Below are 16,043 nucleotides of genomic sequence, written 5' to 3' on the forward strand. Positions count from 1 at the left end.
ATTTTCGGAAAGCACGATGCGACGATTAAAGCTGCTAGAGCGTACTTTGCGCGTCCAAGTGGACGCGCGTCGCTCTATCGCATCGGCGCGAAAATCGGAATCGATTTTCGGAAAGCACGATGCGACGATTAAAGCTGCTAGAGCGTACTTTGCGCGTCCAAGTGGACGCGCGTCGCTCTAGACGTTTCAATGTGGAGTTTCAAAGCCCTTCCGCGCTTGCCCACATGCCATGCCGACCTGCCGGGCCAGTCTGGACAGCGACGTTCCGATCGGGCAGGAGATCGCCCATGCGCAAGCTTCTCGTCATCGGCATCGGCGCCGGCAATCCCGACCACATGACCGTGCAGGCGGTCGACGGCTTGAACCGCGCCGACGTGCTGTTCATTCCCGACAAGGGCGCAAAAAAGAACGATCTCGCAGAACTGCGCCGCCAGATCTGCGATCGATTCGTCACCAATCCAGACTCGCGCCGGGTCGAATTCGACGTGCCGGTGCGGGCGGAGCCAGCGCCCTCCTATCGCTCGGCCGTCGATGACTGGCACGAGGCGATCGCCGCGATCTATGAAAGCCTGATCCGCGACGAGCTTTCGCAAGATGGCTGCGGTGCGTTCCTGATCTGGGGCGATCCCTCGCTCTACGACAGCGCGCTACGCATCCTGGAGCGGGTGCACATGAGCGGCAATGTCGCGTTCGAGCTCGAGGTGATCCCCGGCATCACTGCCGTCCAGGCGCTCGCCGCCAGCCACAAGATGGCGCTGAACCGCATCGGCGATGCGGTTCAGATCACCACCGGCCGCCGGCTCACCGAGGAAGGTTTGCCCGACAATGCCGGCAGCACCGTCGTCATGCTGGACGGCAAATGCGCCTTCAACACGCTGGACGACAACGACCTCCTTATCCACTGGGGCGCTTATCTCGGCACGCCCGACGAGATCCTCATTTCCGGCCGCCTTGGCGACGTCGGCGACGAGATCGTCAGGACCCGCGACGAGGCGCGTCGGAAAAAAGGCTGGATCATGGACACTTATCTGCTGCGCAAGCCCGGCGAGCCGGAGGAGTAGGCTCCGCCGATACAGGTTCCACCAACCTCACCCGGCGAGGAGTAGGCTCCGCCGATACAGGTTCCACCGCCTCACCCGGCATCGATCTCCGCCTGTAAAGCTTCCAGATGCGCCGCCGCCGCGGAAGCCGCAGCCCGTTCGATGGCGCGAAAGCGGCTGACCACCGCAAGCCCCGCCGGCGTCAACTGGGCGCCGCCGCCCTTTTTGCCACCGGTCTGCGCCGCGACCAGCGGCTTGCCGAACACCCGGTTCATGTCCTCGACCAGATCCCATGCGTGTTTGTAGGACATTTCCATGCCGCGCGCCGCCGCCGAGATCGAGCCGAAAGCGGCGATCTGCTCCAGAAGCTCGATCTTGCCCGGCCCGATGCGCCCTTCTGGATCGAGGTTTATCCGCAAGCTCAGCGACGGCATTCTCTCCTCCACAGTCCCGCCATCCATCCTAGAAGCTCTCCGGCGCTACCGCTATTCCAAAATGATATAGCGACGATCATCCGCGGGTCATCCATCCGCCTCGACTGGCAGGCCGGCGCTCAGGTTCGCCGGGTCGAAGCTAACCGTCTTGACCACCGCGAAGACCTCTCGACCAAGCCGGAGTTTCAGCGCCTGTCGCGATTGCTCGGTGATCCGGGCAAGCACGGTTGCGCCATGGCAGTCGATGCCGATCTCGACTGCGGGACCCTCGCCCGGCGCCATCGTCACGATCATGCCCTGCAAGATGTTGAGCGCGCTGAGACCCGTCGGCTGTTCGGTGGCGATCATCACATCGCGGGCACGGATGCGAATGCGCATCGGCGCACCGACCGGCACCGCCAGAAGCGGCACGCAGATCTCGCCCGCCACCGAGCCGAGCACGGTCATGCCAAAGACATTGTCGTGGCGCAGCACCGCGGTATCCAGCACGGCGCCGCCCTCGCCGCGCTCCTCCGCCGGCAACAGGTCGAGCCGCTGCATGATCGCCCCGGTCGGGCCGCAAGCAGCGACTTTGCCTTGCGCCAGCACAACGACGTTGCTTGCCAGCCGCGCGACCTCTGAAATCGAATGGCTGACATAGACGATCGGGATTTTCGTCTCGTCGCGCAGCCGCTCGATATAAGGCAGGATTTCTGCCTTGCGGGCCTCGTCGAGCGAAGCCAGCGGCTCGTCCATCAGCAACAGTTTCGGGCTGGCGAGCAGCGCCCGGCCGATCGCCACGCGCTGTTTCTCGCCGCCGGAAAGCTTTGCCGGCCGCCGGTCCAGCAAAGCACCGATGCCGAGAAGGTCGACCACCGCATTGATGTTCGCATAGCGTTCGGCCGTCGGCGTGAACCAGCGGCCGTAGCGCAGATTGCTGGCCACGCTCATATGCGGAAACAGCCGCGCGTCCTGGAACACCATGCCGATGCGGCGCTTGTGCTTCGGCACGAACCGACCCGCATCCGTATCGACCAGCACGCGGCCGTCGGCCTCGATCCGCCCCTTGTCCGGCCGGATCAGGCCGGCAATCATGTTGATCAGCGTCGTCTTGCCGGAGCCCGAGGGCCCGAACAGCGCGGTCAGCCGCCCGGCGCTCTCGAAGCGGGCGTCGACCTCGAAGTCGCCAAGCCGATGGCTGATGTCGACCACAACCGTCATTCGATATCCATCCGCCTGCCGACGCGCCGCGCCAGCACCTCCGATGCGACAAGTGCTGCCATCGAGATGACGATCGAGATCAGCGTCAGCCTGAGCGCGCCGGCATCGCCGCCCGGCACTTGCGTGAACGTGTAGATCGCCGACGGCAGCGTCTGTGTCTGGTTGGGGATGTTGGAAACGAAAGTGATCGTTGCGCCGAATTCGCCCATCGCCTTGGCGAAAGACAGGATCGCGCCGGTAATCAGGCCGGGCAGGATCAGCGGCAGCGTGATCGTCCCGAATACCCACAACGGATTGGCGCCAAGCGTCCCGGCCGCCGCCTCGATTCTGCGGTCGACCGCCTCGATCGACAACCGGATCGCCCGCACCATCAGGGGAAAGCCCATGACAGCGCAGGCCAATGCGGCACCCGTCCAGCGAAAGGAGAAGACAATGCCGAAATGCTCGGCCAGAAACGCCCCGACCGGGCCGCGCCTGCCGAAGGAGAGCAGCAGCAGATAGCCGATAACCACCGGCGGCAGGATCAACGGCAGATGCACCAGCCCGTTGAGCAGCGTCTTGCCCCAGAATTGGCCACGGGCAAGCACAAGCGCGATCAATATGCCGGGCGGCAGGCTGGCGACCATCGCCACTGTCGCCACCTTGATCGACAGCCGGACCGCGTTCCATTCGTCGGGAGTGAGGTCCAGCAACCAATCCATCTTTTGGCGTGCCTCAGTTGCTCGGCGTGAGGACCGTAAAACCTTGCGCCTTGAAGAGGTCGCCTGCCTTGGCGGATTGCAGGCACTTTAGGAATGCCGACGCATGCTTGTCCTTCGAATTCGCGATCTGGGCAACCGGGTAGACGATCGGCGGGTGCGAATCCTGCGGGAAGGTGCCGATCACCTCGACGCCGGGCTCGGCATGCGCGTCGGTGGCGTAGACGATGCCGAGCGCTGCCTCACCTGTGGAGACCAGCTTGAGTGCGGCACGCACGTTCTCGCCCTGCGCCAACTTGTCTTCGACCGAGGACCAGACGCCGAGCGATTCAAGCGCCGCCTTGCCATATTTGCCGGCCGGCACCGCCTTGAAATCGCCCATCGCAAGCCTGCCGTCACCGATCAGCCCGGCAAGATCAAAACCCTTTTCGATCCTGGTTTCGACCGTCGAATCCTTCGGCGCCACCAGCACGATCTGGTTGCCGAGCAATTTCACCTCGGAACCCGGCTTGGTCAGCTTCTTGTCGGACAGATAGTTCATCCAGTCGCGATCGGCCGAGATGAAGACGTCGGCCGGCGCGCCGCCCTCGATCTGCTTGGCCAATGCGGAGCTTGCCGCATAGGAAATGGTCGCCGCCTCGCCGACATCGGCGGCGCAGGCGGTGTTCACTGCATCCAGTGCGTTCTTCATGCTTGCGGCGGCAAAGACGATCAGCCTGTCATCGGCATGGGCAACCGGCATGGCGGCGATCAATATCGCAAGACCGCCAATGGCGGCCGCCTTCAATCCGAAACCCTTGCGCACCAGCATGAAACTCTCCCGGGGCTTGAAATCCGATCGGCGCGACCCTGCCAGTCGATATATCCACCTGAATATAACAAGGGAAGTTTTTTTGCCAGACTTTGGCCCAATGGCCCGCCGACGGCATTGCATGGCACCGCCACCGCTCGCGGGCGGACGACACAGCACCGGCAAGCAATTTGAGACAAAGCAAGAAGCCCGATGTTGCGGCTCACACCGCGATGGGCGCCTTGATCGTCGCATCGGCGAGGTAGTTTTCCAGCCGGAAATCTTCGAAGTGGAAGGCAAAAAGGTCCTTCACCTCCGGATTGATCCATAGCGTCGGCAACGCCTTGGGCGTGCGCTGCAACTGTTCGCGCGCCTGCTCGAAATGGTTTGCATAAAGATGCGCATCGCCCAGCGTATGGACGAAATCGCCGGGCTTCAGCCCCGTCACCTGCGCCACCATCATGGTGAGCAGCGCATAGGAAGCAATGTTGAACGGCACGCCGAGGAAGATATCGGCGGAACGCTGGTAGAGCTGGCAGGAGAGCCTGCCTTCCGAGACATAGAACTGGAACAGGCAATGACAGGGCGGCAGCGCCATGGCTTCCACTTCGGCCGGGTTCCACGCCGAAACGATCAGCCGTCTGGAATTAGGATTCTTGCGTATCTCCCTCAAGAGATTGGCAATCTGGTCGATGGCGCCGCCATGGCCGTCCGGCCAGGAGCGCCATTGCTTGCCGTAGACCGGGCCGAGATCGCCATTCTCGTCGGCCCATTCGTCCCAGATCGAGACGCCGTGGTCGTTGAGATATTTGATATTGGTGTCGCCGGCCAGGAACCACAGAAGTTCATGCACGATCGACTTCAGGTGAAGCTTCTTGGTGGTGGTGACCGGGAAGCCGCGCGCGAGGTCGAAGCGCATCTGGTAGCCGAACACCGAGCGCGTTCCGGTGCCGGTGCGGTCACCGCGATCGGCGCCGTTTTCCAGCACGTGCTTCAACAGGTCGAGATATTGGCGCATCGGCGATTCGGGGGCTCGATTCGGGTTAGGCAATCATAACCGACTGGCTGCCGGCCGAATATGTCAAAACGGCACCAGAGTCGCTTTCTCTTACCGGTCGTTTGCGCCGCCCCTCATTGCCCTGCCGGGCATTTCTCCCCGTATAGTGACGGGGAGAAAGAGCTGCCCGCGTCAGCATCCGCAAATTGACATGCGATCCTCAGAGGCTGGCGAGCTTGCCCAGCTCCTTGGCGACCAGGTAATAAAAGGTCACCCGGCTCTTGGTGTTATCGGCCTCCATCGCCTTGCAGGTCTTTTCGATGGCCGCGTCCGTCTTGCTGCCGTCGTCGACGCCGAGCTTTTTGGCAACCCAGCTGGCCTTGACGCGACCGAGTTCGTCGGGATCCGTGCAGGAGACCAGCGAGGAATCACGATTCCTGAGCGCAATGCCCAAATGCTTCACGATCTTGGCGACCGCGTCGGCATCCGCCGCGGCGTCGTACTTCTTCACGTCTGCGAGATAATCGGCCATCGAATTTTCCCCTCGTCGGCGCCACGGGATCCAGTCGATGAGGGTTGTGGCGCGCTGCCGCAAAATGTGCGCTAGTCGGTAACTCCTCACCGCCGCAAAGCTTCGGTTGAGAGCGTTGACAAGTCAAGCCTTTGGCGATGCTGTTTGAGACAGCGGACAAAGCATCATTGAGGCCTTTCATTTTTCACGATCGGTCCCTATATCTGTATCGTCGGCTCGACCGACTATGGCGATAAACAGGCGATGAAATAAGCCGTTCGGACCCGGGGGCGGTACCCGGCGCCTCCACCAAAAACCGCTCTGCGAAGAGCGGCTTTTGCTGGGGGCGAAATAGGATCGACGAAGGTGTAAAGATCGTACTTTTGCCCGGCATTGTACCACCGTTATCGGGCTGAACTTATAGTTGCCAACGACAACTATGCGGAAGCACGTCTCGCCGCGTAAGCGGTGCGATAGCTTCAAATCAAGCCCTAGTGGTTCGCACTTCTAGGCGGGGTTCGGAGGTACCTGGCAACAGAAACCTCCACTTCTCGTGCTTCGATTCCAACTTTCCCTCCGATCCCCATCTCACCTCGATACTGTGACGGCAGCAGGCTTGCTGGCCGCGCCGGCGCGCCCAGACGTGAAAAAGGCCGGACTGACCCGGCTTTTTTCATTGCTCTCACTGGAAAGCATCTATTCTGCCGGCGCTTCGACAACCTGCCGTCCGCGGCCGAGCGTCACCTTGGCCAGCGTGAACGAGATCACCGCGCAAAGCATGATGCCGGCCACCATAGGCAGCGGCGTGCCGTCGAAGAACACCCCGGCGATGCCCATGGCGACCGCGCCGATGGCGAAGTGCAGGGTGCCCATCAATGCCGAGGCCGTGCCGGCGATCGCGCCATGCTCCTCCATGGCGAGCACCGAAGTCGCAGGGATCACCAGGCCGAGGAACCCGTAGCCGACGAACAGCAGCGCCGCCATGACGTCGAGCCGATCGACGCCGGACGCCATCACCGCGAACAGCACCACCATCGTCGTCGCATAGCCGGCCACCGCGACCCGCACCACCGGCCTCAGCCCGAACCTTTCGGACAGCGTTCCCGTCAATTGCGACATGCCGATGAAGGCGACCGCGTTGATCGAGAAGAACACGCTGTAGACCGACGGCGACAGCCCGTAATGTTCTATCAGGATGAAGGAGGAGCTCGACAGATAGACGAAGAAGCTCGCCAGCCCGAAGCCGCCGATGGCCGCCAGGCCAAGGAAGTTGCGGTCGCCGATCAGGAAGCGATAGGCCGACAGCGCGGTGCCGAACGAACTGCCTGCACGCGCCTCGACCGGCCGCGTCTCCTTCAGCGAGGTCGCCAGCAGGATGGTGGCGAGCACCGCCCCACCGGTCACCGTCCAGAACACGGCACGCCAGCCGAAATTCTCGATAATGACGCTGCCGGTCAGCGGCGCCAGGATCGGCGACACCGAAAACACCAGCATCAGGAGCGACATCAGCTTGGCAGCTTCGGTGCCGGTGTGCAGGTCACGCACGATGGCGCGCGGCACCGCCATGCCTGCACTGGCGCCGAGCCCTTGCAGGAAACGGAAGGCGATCAGCCATTCGACCGAGGGCGCCAGCGCCGAGCCGATGCCGCCGACCATGAACAGGGCGAGGCCGCCATAGAGCGGCAGCTTGCGCCCGACCATGTCGGAGATCGGTCCGACGACGATCTGGCCAAAACCCATGGACAGAAAGAAGATCAGCAAGCTCATCTGCACGGCTGCGGTGCTGGCCTGCAGATCTGCGCCGATCGAAGGCAGTGCGGGAAGATACATGTCGATGGCGAACGGACCGATGGCCGACAACAGGCCGAGCACAACCGCGATGCGGAGGAATTGGGGATTCATGATAGCGGGCTTCTTTCAATCTGGTTTGCCGACCGGCGTGTAATCCTGGGACGTCCCATCCCATGGAATTCCTGCAGGGGAATTCCTCTAAATCTAAGTCCATAAATTTAGACACTCTTGTCTAATTCGTCAATCACCTCTATATAGTTTTCATGAAGCACGACGTTTCTCCTGACAGCATCCCGCCACGCGGCCATGAGGCAAAGCGCGCCTCGATCATGGACGCTGCCGGCGAGGTGTTCTGCCGCGAAAGCTTCGCCGGCGCCAATATCGACATGATTGCCGCCGAGGCCGGTGTGTCGCGCCAGACGATCTACAATCACCATGGCGACAAGGAGAAACTCTTCGTCGCCATCGTCCGCGACCTCACCGAGCGCTGCAATGCCGGCATCTTCGCCACCATTTCAACCTTTCCCGACCAGCCGAAGGATCTCGAGGCCGATCTGATCGCCTTCGCCGTGCGCATGACCCGCAACTGTATCTGCAGCCGCGACGGAAAGTTCCTGCGCAAGCTGATCCAGACCGAGGGCGAGCGCTATCCCGAGCTGTTTGCCGAATGGCGCGAACTGGGACCGGGCAGGACATGGCCGGCGATCGCCGGCCGTTTCGCCCGCCTCGCCCATGCCGGTTTCCTCGACATCGAGGACCCCGATGTCGCGGCGCGCCAGTTCCAGGCCCTCGCCAATGCCGAATTGCAGACGACCTTCATGCTCGGCGGCACGCCGACCGATGATGAAGTGCTGCAATCCGCGACACATGGCGTGCGCACCTTCCTGCGCGCCTTCGCCAAGCGGCAGCCGGCGGCCGATGCGCAAAAGCACAGCGCGCTCGCTGGCGCCTGAGCGATAAAATCTGAGGCATGCCCTCTCGCATCTGTGCTGCCGGCATCTATATCCGGTTTACGCCGCGCTCAAGCTTGATTACAGCTATGCGGACGATTCAACGGAACCCGACAGCGACATGGCCGACGACCACATTCGCTACGACATTCTGGCCCAGGAGGCACTGCGCGGCGTCATGCGCAAGGTCCTGGCCGAAGTCGCGCGCACCGGCCTCCCCGGCAACCATCATTTCTTCATCACTTTCCTGACCGGCGCCCCCGGCGTGCGCGTGTCTTCCCGCTTGCGGGAGCGCTATCCCGAACAGATGACCATCGTCATCCAGTTCCAGTATTGGGACCTGAAGGTGACCGACACCGGCTTCGAGGTCGGGCTGTCTTTCTCCGACGTGCCGGAAAAGCTGGAAATCCCGTTCTCGGCCGTGCGCGGCTTTTACGACCCGTCCGTCAATTTCGAGCTCGAATTCGACGTGAAGACGGAAACCTCGGCAGAAGGGGAATTGACCGGCAAGCCCGCTTCCGAACCGCTGGCCGTCGTCGCCGAGAAAAAGCCCGAGAAGAAGAAGAACGCTGAGGCCGAAACGAAGCCGGCGGCAGCCGACGCCGCCGCCAAGGGCGCCGAAGTGGTGTCGCTCGACGCCTTCCGCAAGAAGTGATCCGACGGGCCGCGCGACATGGCCGACATCGTCAACCTCCGCCAGGCCCGCAAGCAGAAGGCACGAGCCGAGCAGGAGCGCCTGGCCGAACAGAACCGGGCGCTGCACGGCCGCTCCAAGGCCGACCGGGAGCGTGACCGTTCGATCGCCGACAAGGCAGAACGATTTGTCGCCGGCCATCGCCGCGAAACCTCGGGCGATGCGGATTGCCCTGAAGTCAGACCGAAAAATGCGGCAGGGTTTTCGGACAAGTCCGATGCCTGAAGTGAAATGAGTCAGGTCCGGTGAGCCCGGTCGAGAAACGCTCGGTGACCATTCGCGGCCATCGCACCAGCTATTCGCTCGAAAAGCCGTTTTTCGACGATCTCGTCGCCATCGCCGCCGCGCGCAAACTGACTCTCGCAGCCCTCGTCGCCGAAATCGACGAGGCCCGGCCGCGCGATGCCAACCTGTCCTCGGCGCTCAGGCTCTACGTCCTGGATTGGGCGAAGCGAGGGATGAAACCGGTCTAGCCCGGATGGTTAGCTAGGGGCTATCCGCCGCCCAGCGACTTCAGCAGATTGTCGATCGACGAAGGTTCAAGCGTGGGTTTTGGCGCGGGTCCTGATGGCGGCGGGTTGTCATTGGCCGGCGGCTGACGCGCCCGCTCGATCTTCTGCGCCTGTTCGGCGGCAGCCCTGCGCTCGGCGTCGAGCCTTGCCTTTTGTTCCGCAGCGATCCGCCTCGCCTCTTCCGCCCGCCTCGCCTCTTCCGCTTTCCGACGTCGCTGTTCCTCGGCCTTCGCCGCCTCGTCCGCCGCTTTTTGCGCCGCCCTGGCTCTCGCTTCGGCATCCGCCTTAGCCTTGGCCTCGGCTTCAGCCTTGGCTTTAACCTCCTCTTCAGCCTTCGCCTGCGCCTCGGCTTCGGCTTTAGCCTCGGCTTCAGCCCTCGCCTGCGCATCCGCCTTGGCCTTCGCCTCCGCATTGGCTTGAGCTCTTGCCTCGGCTTCGGCTTTCGCCCTGGCATCCGCCTCGGCTTTCAGCCGCGCCGCCTCCTGCTGCCTGCGCAATTCTTCGGCTGCCCTGTCGCGCTCGGCTTGCACGGCCGCGTAGTAACGCACCTCGCGCCGCAACCGCTGTTTTTCAAGCAGCGCCGCCTGCATCGCCTCGACCCGCTGCTGCTCCTTTTCCAGCGCGCGCTGGGTCAGGAACTGCGCCAGCGGCTCACTGTCGAATCGCCGCTTCGCGGCGCCGAACGGCCCGTCGACGCTGAAATTCACGGTCGGATCGGAGCCGACCAGCGCTTCGTCGCCCGGCCGATAAGTGATCGAACCAATGGCAGCGACCATGCTGGCCTTCAGGTCCGCCGCGATGTCGGCCGACAGCGTCGCCGCCGGATTTTCAAGATTGACCGGCGGCGCCCTCAGCGTGCCACCGGCGATTGTGAAGGCGATGTCGGCATCCCCAGCCGGAAAACTGCCATCCGCGGCGATCTGCGGCGCGAAGCCGGCGGTCTTGGCCGCGTCGATATCACGCCCAATGGCGTCAGCCTTGGCGATGACGGCGCCAAAGGCGTCGGGATTGACGCCGGCAATGGTCAAACCTTTCAGCGCCGCCGTGCCGGAACCGGACAGCGCCGCAACCATCGCATCGACCGATTTGCCACTGGTCGAGAGCGCCGCCGAGAAATCGCCGGTTCCGCTGATGCCAGTCTCGGGCAGCACTGTGGCCAGATCGGCGCCGGCAAGTTTCAGCTGGCCGGAGAAAAACCCGGTGCCGTCATTGTTCTTCAGCTCGAACAGTCCGGAAAGCGCGCCGCCGGCGAACTTTGCCTTGAGGTCGGAAACGCGGATGCCTTCGTGGTCGAGCTTCAGCGAAAGCGCCGCGTCATAGGCCGTGGCCAACGGGCCGGCGACCAGCGACGCCGTGGTCAACTCGAGTTCAGCGGTGAACGGCAGGATGGGTTTCTGGCTGAATGGGGCGGCCGGCCAAGCCTTGCCGGAGCCCAGAAAGGCCTGGTCGCCAAACAGTGCCACCGCCATCGGGTCGAGATCCAGATCATCGAGCGCCAGCGCGCCGGCAAGATGCGGCAGCCCGTCGGTGACGCCGACATTGAGATCACCGGAAACCGCAGCCTCGTTGATGGCGCCGCTGAGGCTGGACAGCACCAGACGGCCGTTGCCGAAGTCGGCGTCGGCCGCAAGCCAAGTCGACATGCCTGTCCCCAGGCCCGGCAGTCCGATGCCTGTCGTCATCAGCCACGGCTCGATGTCGGCGGCTTCCAGGCTGATCTTGCCCTTGGCGGTGGCGCCTTGTGGCGCGCTGGCGATCGTCCCGTCGAAACCGGCTTTGAAATCGTCGCCGGTCAGGTTGAAGCTCGTCGCCATGCCGCCGCCAAGCGTGCCTTTCGCCGAAACATCAGTGGTCGCCTCGCCAAGCATGCCGAGCGGCAGCGCCGGCAGGCCGTAAAGCGCCAGAAGCGCGGTGGCGTCGGTATTCCTGGCGTTGAGGGTCACCGACACCGGCGCCTCGAGAAGCCGATCGGCCAGTCCTTTGCCGGACAGCGATGCTGAAAACGCCGAGCCGCCTGCCCTGCCTTGCGCGCTGATCGCCAGTCCCGTCGTGCCGTCGCCATTGGCGGCGGCACTTGTCACCAGATCGATGCGCGCATTCTGCAACAGCTCGGGATAGGCGGCGACACGCCCCGCCAGCCCTTTCAGCACGGCATTGTCGGGATAGTGCTTCGCCGCGACATCGACCAACGGCTTGAGATCGACGGCGACCACCGAGGCATCGAGCTTGCCGGTCGGGCTCGCTGGGAAATCCTTGATCCGGCCGGTGGCGCTGATCGAGGCGCCGGCAAGTCCGCCGACCGAGAGCCGGTCGATTTCAAGCAGCCCGTCGCGCAGCCTGAGCGCCGTATCGACCGTATCGGCGGTCAGTCCGCCGGCGCTGACCGGCCCGGCCTTGATCTGGAAATCGAGGTCGCGGTCGGAAAATCGGTTGGCGCCCTTGTCGCTGATGAAGATCGAGGCGAAGGCGGCGAGCCCGTCGACGTCGAGCTCGCCGCCGTCGAGCCGCATCAGCACCGACGGCCTGGCGTCGTCGCCCTGGCTGGAATCGATGCGGCCGGAAAATTTCGCCTTGCCGAGAACGAGTTCGAGGTCGCTGAAGGCCTGGCGGTTCCCGGACAGGTCGACCCTGGCCTTGAAGCCGGCGGCCGGAAGCCGGCGGATCGCCTCGTCGACATCCTTCGACAGCCAAGCGGCGAAGCCGGAAGGCTGCCCCACGGCCAGAAGCAGCGAACCGCTGAAGCCGAACTGATCCTCGAGACTGAGCATGCCGTTTGCTTCCAGCCTGGCGCGGCCCGGGAGCGTCGCGCCCAGCGACTTCACCGACCAGCCGGCATCGGCCGGCTCGGCCGAAAGGCGCACGTCACGAACCGTCGTGTCGCCGGCCACCACCGCCGGCAGCTTCACCTCGACGGTGCCCGGTATGGTCGGCTTGGGCAGGGCGAGCAGCGCCTGCTCCAACGCCGCGACGCGCTCGGACAGCGTCAGTCCGGTCGCGGCGCCGACGGCTTCATCGAACTGCACCTGAGCGCCATCGGCCTCGATTGAAAAGCGAGGGTTCGGCCCAAGGTCGACGGCAGCCTTGCCGTCGGCGGTGTAGGGATTGTCGAGTGGCCCGGTCTCGAAGCGGAATTCGTCGACGCCAAGCTTCCGGTGGTCGAGCGAGAACTTGCCGTTCAGCCTGAACCCCGGTTCCGGCTTGCCGGCGTTGGCCTTCTCACCGTCGGTGTCGTCAAGCTGTGGCAAACGCTTGTCGGCGCCATTCCTGTCAGAGCTTGTGACCCTGAACTGGCCCGAATAGATCGCGGCCCCGTCGACAATGCCGGCATTGCCATCCGCTTCGATGACCAGCGGATAGGCGTCTGGGTCGGCCTTGAGCCTGAGCCGCAATTGTCCGTCGCCACTGGCCTTGCCGGTGGAGACGACGACCATGCTGCGCAGGCCGTCGAGCCGCAGCGAACCATCCATCCGCCAGGGTCCGGCCAGCGATCTGGCAGAGATTGTCGAATTGATCTCGGAAAGACGATGGCTGCGGCCGCCGGCGGCATGGCGCAGCGCGATCTCTCCGTCGGTCACCGTCAGCTTCTCGATCGAGATCTGGCTGGGATCGTAGGGCGAGGACGGGCGTATCGCCCAGTCGACCGTGCCGTCGGCGGCAATGTCGATCGTCGCCTTCGGCCGCACCAGCCGCATGTCGAAGATCAGCACCTCGCCGCTCAGGAAGGGCGCCAGTTCGGCATCCATCGAAAAGGTCTCGACGGTCATTGCCGGCCGGCCGCCGGGGCCGCCGGCGACAGTGACATTCGAGAAGGTCACCGAGGGAAACGGCAGCAATTTCGCCGTTGCATCGCCCTGAACGGTGACCTTGCGGCCCAGAATGGCGCTCGCCTCGCGCTCGAAATCGGCCCGGTAGCCCGTCCAGTCGATAAAATACGGCACCACCAGCGCCGCACACAGCACCAGCACGAAAAAGCCACCGAAGATCACGAACAAGCGTGCGAGCATCAACCCCCAAGCAGTTGATTGAAAATCAGCCGCACTCTACCCGCATCAGCGTGTCGATAAAGAGGCAAATCGATCGCCCCAAAAGCAAAAGACTTTAGTCGGCCGGCAGTATCTTCCCAGGGTTCATAATGTTCTGCGGATCGAGCGCCTGCTTGATCGTGCGCATGATGTCGACGCTGTGGCCGAGTTCATGGCGCAGGAAGCCGATCTTGCCTTGTCCGATGCCGTGCTCGCCGGTGCAGGTTCCATCCATGCCGATCGCCCGCATGTTCAGCCGCGCGACAAACTCCTCCGTCCGCTCGATTTCCTTCGGATCGTCCGCGTCCATCAGCACCAGCACGTGGAAATTGCCATCACCGGCATGGCCGACAATCGGCGCGATCAGCCCCATCTCGGCGATGTCGGCCTCGGTTTGCGTGACGCATTCGGCAAAGCGCGAGATCGGCACGCAGACGTCGGTCGACAGCCCCTTGGCGCCCGGCCGCAGCGTCAGCGACGACCAATAGGCGTCGTGCCTGGCCTTCCACAGCTTCGTCCGCTCCTCGGCGACGCTGGTCCACAGGAATGGTCCGCCGCCATAGTCTTCGGCGATCGTGCCGAAGGTTTCGGCCTGCTCGGCAACGCCGGCATCGCTGCCATGGAATTCGACGAACAGGCACGGGCTTTCGGGATAGTCAAGTTTCGAATAGCTCTTCATCGCCCGCATCTGCAGCGCATTGACCAGTTCGATGCGCGCCACCGGAATGCCCATCTGGATTGTCGCGATCACCGCGTTGCAGGCCGCCTCGACGCTTGGAAACGGACAGACGCCGCCGGAAATCGCCTGCGGAATGCCCTGCAGCTTAAGCGTCAGCTGGGTGATGATGCCGAGCGTGCCTTCGGAGCCGATCAGGAGCCGCGTCAGATCGTAGCCGGCCGAGCTCTTTTTTGCGCGCTTGCCGGTCGTCACCGTCTCGCCGTCGGCCATCACCGCCGTCAGCGACAATACATTCTCGCGCATCGTGCCGTAACGCACCGCATTGGTGCCCGACGCCCGCGTCGCCGCCATGCCGCCGAGCGATGCATTGGCGCCCGGATCGATCGGAAAGAACAGGCCGGTGTCGCGCAGGTGCCGGTTGAGATCCTCGCGCGTCACACCGGGCTCAACCGTGCAATCGAGATCCTGCGGGTTGACCGCTAGGATGCGGTTCATCCGCGACGTATCGACAGAAATGCCGCCGCCCGGCGCGTTGGTGTGGCCCTCCAGCGAGGAGCCGACGCCGAAGGCGATCACCGGCACGCGGTGCGCGGCGCAGGCCGACACGATCTCCTGCACTTCCGCCGTCGTCTCCGGAAATGCCACGCCATCCGGCGCTTGGGTCGGAATGTAGGTGGTGGTATGCGCGTGCTGGGCGCGGATCGCCTGGCCGGTCTGGAACCGCTCGCCGAGCCGCTGCTTGAGGATGCCGAGCACCGCGGCAATGCCTTCTTCGTTGCGCTCGACCGGATTGAGGTCGCTCAGAGCCATCTATTCCTCCGCGAATGGACCAGCGTCCACCCTTGTTATGGACTTATGGTTGCCTATTGCATCGGCCCGAAAATCGAAATCGATTTTCGGAAAGCACGATGCGAAGATTCAATGTGCTAGAGCGTACTTTGTGCGTCCAATTCGACGCACGTCGCTCTAGTCTCCCCGACCACGTCCTGTCCAACCAGAAGGAAGTTTTCGATGTCCACCGCCGCCCCCTTCGCCTCTGCTCCCATGGCGATCGAAAAAGACTGGATCGACTATAACGGCCATCTCAACATGGCCTATTACAACGTGCTGTTCGACCGCTGTTCCGACCAAGCGTTCGAAATGATGGGGATGGGGCCGGACTATGCGAAGCAGCGCCGGCTGACCATCTACACGGCGGAAGTCCATGTCTGCTATATCAGGGAGCTACATCTCGACCACAAGGTCGATGTCTCGTTCCAGCTGCTCGACCATGACGACAAGCGGCTGAGAGCCTACCAGGAAATCCGCCATGTCGACGGCTGGCTCGCTGCCACGTCAGAATCGTTGTCGCTGCATGTCGACATGTCCGGACCGAAGGTGGCGCCCTTCCCGGCCGATGTCCTGGCCAAGGTCGAAGTCATGCGCGCCGCCCATGCGGCGCTGCCGATGCCTGAGCGCGCCGGCCGTTCGATCGGCATCAAGGCGCGCCGCGTTTGAAGAGGTTTTTGCGGCGCTCGACTTAAGTCATTGTTTTTAATCATACTGTTGCCCCAAAGCCACTACGCCCTGGTAAGCAATTGGCACTAGCCCGCAAGATCGCTTGAACCGCGACCCGGCCGCCGTTAACCTTACCAAGGTTTTAACGTGAACAAGCCGGATTGAGGCGTTGAACGACTCAGCGCGGCGGTCGAAAACCGTCCCCATCGAGTTGCGATACGGGCGGCT

The 16,043-nt window shown here is 63.3% G+C and carries 15 protein-coding genes and 1 other RNA gene; 7 read left to right on the plus strand and 9 right to left on the minus strand.

Annotation, left to right across the window (positions count from 1 at the left end):
- Positions 1-287: 287 nt before the first annotated feature.
- Positions 288-1,061 (plus strand): precorrin-6A synthase (deacetylating), encoded by a 774-nt coding sequence (cobF, locus tag AC0L3H_RS12735; RefSeq protein WP_473585684.1) that lies wholly within the window; start codon positions 288-290, stop codon positions 1,059-1,061.
- A gap of 71 nt (positions 1,062-1,132) precedes the next feature.
- Here cobF and AC0L3H_RS12740 read toward each other — a convergent pair whose 3' ends face one another.
- The 6 genes from AC0L3H_RS12740 to AC0L3H_RS12765 form a co-directional block, all read right to left on the minus strand.
- Positions 1,133-1,474, minus strand: a complete 342-nt coding sequence (locus AC0L3H_RS12740) for a winged helix-turn-helix domain-containing protein (protein ID WP_023798788.1) — start codon at positions 1,472-1,474, stop codon at positions 1,133-1,135.
- 87 nt (positions 1,475-1,561) lie between these two features.
- Positions 1,562-2,674, minus strand: coding sequence for a molybdenum ABC transporter ATP-binding protein (gene modC, locus AC0L3H_RS12745; protein WP_473585685.1), 1,113 nt, complete (start codon positions 2,672-2,674; stop codon positions 1,562-1,564).
- Positions 2,671-3,375, minus strand: coding sequence for a molybdate ABC transporter permease subunit (modB, locus tag AC0L3H_RS12750; RefSeq protein ID WP_027153742.1), 705 nt, complete (start codon positions 3,373-3,375; stop codon positions 2,671-2,673). Before modB ends, modC begins: the two co-directional genes overlap by 4 nt.
- Positions 3,376-3,388: 13 nt before the next feature.
- The gene (modA, locus tag AC0L3H_RS12755; RefSeq protein ID WP_473585686.1) at positions 3,389-4,183 is read right to left on the minus strand and encodes a molybdate ABC transporter substrate-binding protein; all 795 of its coding nucleotides are present in this window, start codon (positions 4,181-4,183) and stop codon (positions 3,389-3,391) included.
- A gap of 202 nt (positions 4,184-4,385) precedes the next feature.
- Positions 4,386-5,180, minus strand: coding sequence for a thymidylate synthase (locus tag AC0L3H_RS12760; RefSeq protein ID WP_473585687.1), 795 nt, complete (start codon positions 5,178-5,180; stop codon positions 4,386-4,388).
- Between the two features lie 199 nt (positions 5,181-5,379).
- Positions 5,380-5,691 (minus strand): DUF2853 family protein, encoded by a 312-nt coding sequence (locus AC0L3H_RS12765; protein ID WP_473585688.1) that lies wholly within the window; start codon positions 5,689-5,691, stop codon positions 5,380-5,382.
- A gap of 171 nt (positions 5,692-5,862) precedes the next feature.
- Here AC0L3H_RS12765 and ssrA point away from each other — a divergent pair.
- Positions 5,863-6,219: a transfer-messenger RNA gene (ssrA, locus tag AC0L3H_RS12770) on the plus strand.
- Between the two features lie 147 nt (positions 6,220-6,366).
- On the opposite strand, the gene AC0L3H_RS12775 is transcribed toward ssrA, so the two are convergent.
- Positions 6,367-7,572 carry a multidrug effflux MFS transporter gene (locus tag AC0L3H_RS12775; RefSeq protein WP_473509077.1) on the minus strand — a complete coding sequence of 402 codons (1,206 nt, stop codon included), beginning with the start codon at positions 7,570-7,572 and terminating at the stop codon, positions 6,367-6,369.
- 152 nt (positions 7,573-7,724) lie between these two features.
- Between AC0L3H_RS12775 and AC0L3H_RS12780 the strand changes: the two genes are divergently transcribed.
- The 4 genes from AC0L3H_RS12780 (at position 7,725) to AC0L3H_RS12795 (ending at position 9,578) form a co-directional block, all read left to right on the plus strand.
- A complete protein-coding gene (locus tag AC0L3H_RS12780) occupies positions 7,725-8,414 on the plus strand; it encodes a TetR/AcrR family transcriptional regulator (protein ID WP_473585689.1) in 690 nt (229 codons plus the stop codon).
- A 118-nt stretch (positions 8,415-8,532) separates the two neighbouring features.
- Entirely contained in the window at positions 8,533-9,066 is a 534-nt protein-coding gene (locus tag AC0L3H_RS12785) for an SspB family protein (RefSeq protein ID WP_473585690.1), read from the plus strand.
- Between the two features lie 18 nt (positions 9,067-9,084).
- The gene (locus AC0L3H_RS12790) at positions 9,085-9,330 is read left to right on the plus strand and encodes a DUF4169 family protein (protein ID WP_128167101.1); all 246 of its coding nucleotides are present in this window, start codon (positions 9,085-9,087) and stop codon (positions 9,328-9,330) included.
- A 20-nt stretch (positions 9,331-9,350) separates the two neighbouring features.
- Positions 9,351-9,578 carry a ribbon-helix-helix domain-containing protein gene (locus AC0L3H_RS12795; protein WP_023798778.1) on the plus strand — a complete coding sequence of 76 codons (228 nt, stop codon included), beginning with the start codon at positions 9,351-9,353 and terminating at the stop codon, positions 9,576-9,578.
- A gap of 20 nt (positions 9,579-9,598) precedes the next feature.
- Here AC0L3H_RS12795 and AC0L3H_RS12800 read toward each other — a convergent pair whose 3' ends face one another.
- Together AC0L3H_RS12800 and AC0L3H_RS12805 are read right to left on the minus strand one after the other, a co-directional pair.
- Positions 9,599-13,621: an AsmA family protein gene (locus tag AC0L3H_RS12800; protein ID WP_473585691.1), complete on the minus strand. Its 4,023-nt coding sequence runs from the start codon at positions 13,619-13,621 to the stop codon at positions 9,599-9,601.
- A 94-nt stretch (positions 13,622-13,715) separates the two neighbouring features.
- On the minus strand, positions 13,716-15,128 hold the full coding sequence (locus AC0L3H_RS12805; RefSeq protein WP_473585692.1) for an FAD-binding oxidoreductase: 1,413 nt from the start codon (positions 15,126-15,128) through the stop codon (positions 13,716-13,718).
- Positions 15,129-15,329: 201 nt separating this feature from the next.
- On the opposite strand from AC0L3H_RS12805, the gene AC0L3H_RS12810 reads away from it, so the two are divergent.
- Positions 15,330-15,815: a thioesterase family protein gene (locus AC0L3H_RS12810; protein ID WP_473585693.1), complete on the plus strand. Its 486-nt coding sequence runs from the start codon at positions 15,330-15,332 to the stop codon at positions 15,813-15,815.
- Positions 15,816-16,043 lie beyond the last annotated feature (228 nt).

It is taken from the genome of Mesorhizobium sp. WSM4816 (genome assembly GCF_055811535.1).

Coding starts and splice junctions, on each gene's coding strand:
- cobF (WP_473585684.1), top strand. CDS start 288: ATGCGCAAGCTTCTCGTCATCGGCATCGGCGCCGGCAATCCCGACCAC.
- AC0L3H_RS12740 (WP_023798788.1), bottom strand. CDS start 1,474: ATGCCGTCGCTGAGCTTGCGGATAAACCTCGATCCAGAAGGGCGCATC.
- modC (WP_473585685.1), bottom strand. CDS start 2,674: ATGACGGTTGTGGTCGACATCAGCCATCGGCTTGGCGACTTCGAGGTC.
- modB (WP_027153742.1), bottom strand. CDS start 3,375: ATGGATTGGTTGCTGGACCTCACTCCCGACGAATGGAACGCGGTCCGG.
- modA (WP_473585686.1), bottom strand. CDS start 4,183: ATGCTGGTGCGCAAGGGTTTCGGATTGAAGGCGGCCGCCATTGGCGGT.
- AC0L3H_RS12760 (WP_473585687.1), bottom strand. CDS start 5,180: ATGCGCCAATATCTCGACCTGTTGAAGCACGTGCTGGAAAACGGCGCC.
- AC0L3H_RS12765 (WP_473585688.1), bottom strand. CDS start 5,691: ATGGCCGATTATCTCGCAGACGTGAAGAAGTACGACGCCGCGGCGGAT.
- AC0L3H_RS12775 (WP_473509077.1), bottom strand. CDS start 7,572: ATGAATCCCCAATTCCTCCGCATCGCGGTTGTGCTCGGCCTGTTGTCG.
- AC0L3H_RS12780 (WP_473585689.1), top strand. CDS start 7,725: ATGAAGCACGACGTTTCTCCTGACAGCATCCCGCCACGCGGCCATGAG.
- AC0L3H_RS12785 (WP_473585690.1), top strand. CDS start 8,533: ATGGCCGACGACCACATTCGCTACGACATTCTGGCCCAGGAGGCACTG.
- AC0L3H_RS12790 (WP_128167101.1), top strand. CDS start 9,085: ATGGCCGACATCGTCAACCTCCGCCAGGCCCGCAAGCAGAAGGCACGA.
- AC0L3H_RS12800 (WP_473585691.1), bottom strand. CDS start 13,621: ATGCTCGCACGCTTGTTCGTGATCTTCGGTGGCTTTTTCGTGCTGGTG.
- AC0L3H_RS12805 (WP_473585692.1), bottom strand. CDS start 15,128: ATGGCTCTGAGCGACCTCAATCCGGTCGAGCGCAACGAAGAAGGCATT.
- AC0L3H_RS12810 (WP_473585693.1), top strand. CDS start 15,330: ATGTCCACCGCCGCCCCCTTCGCCTCTGCTCCCATGGCGATCGAAAAA.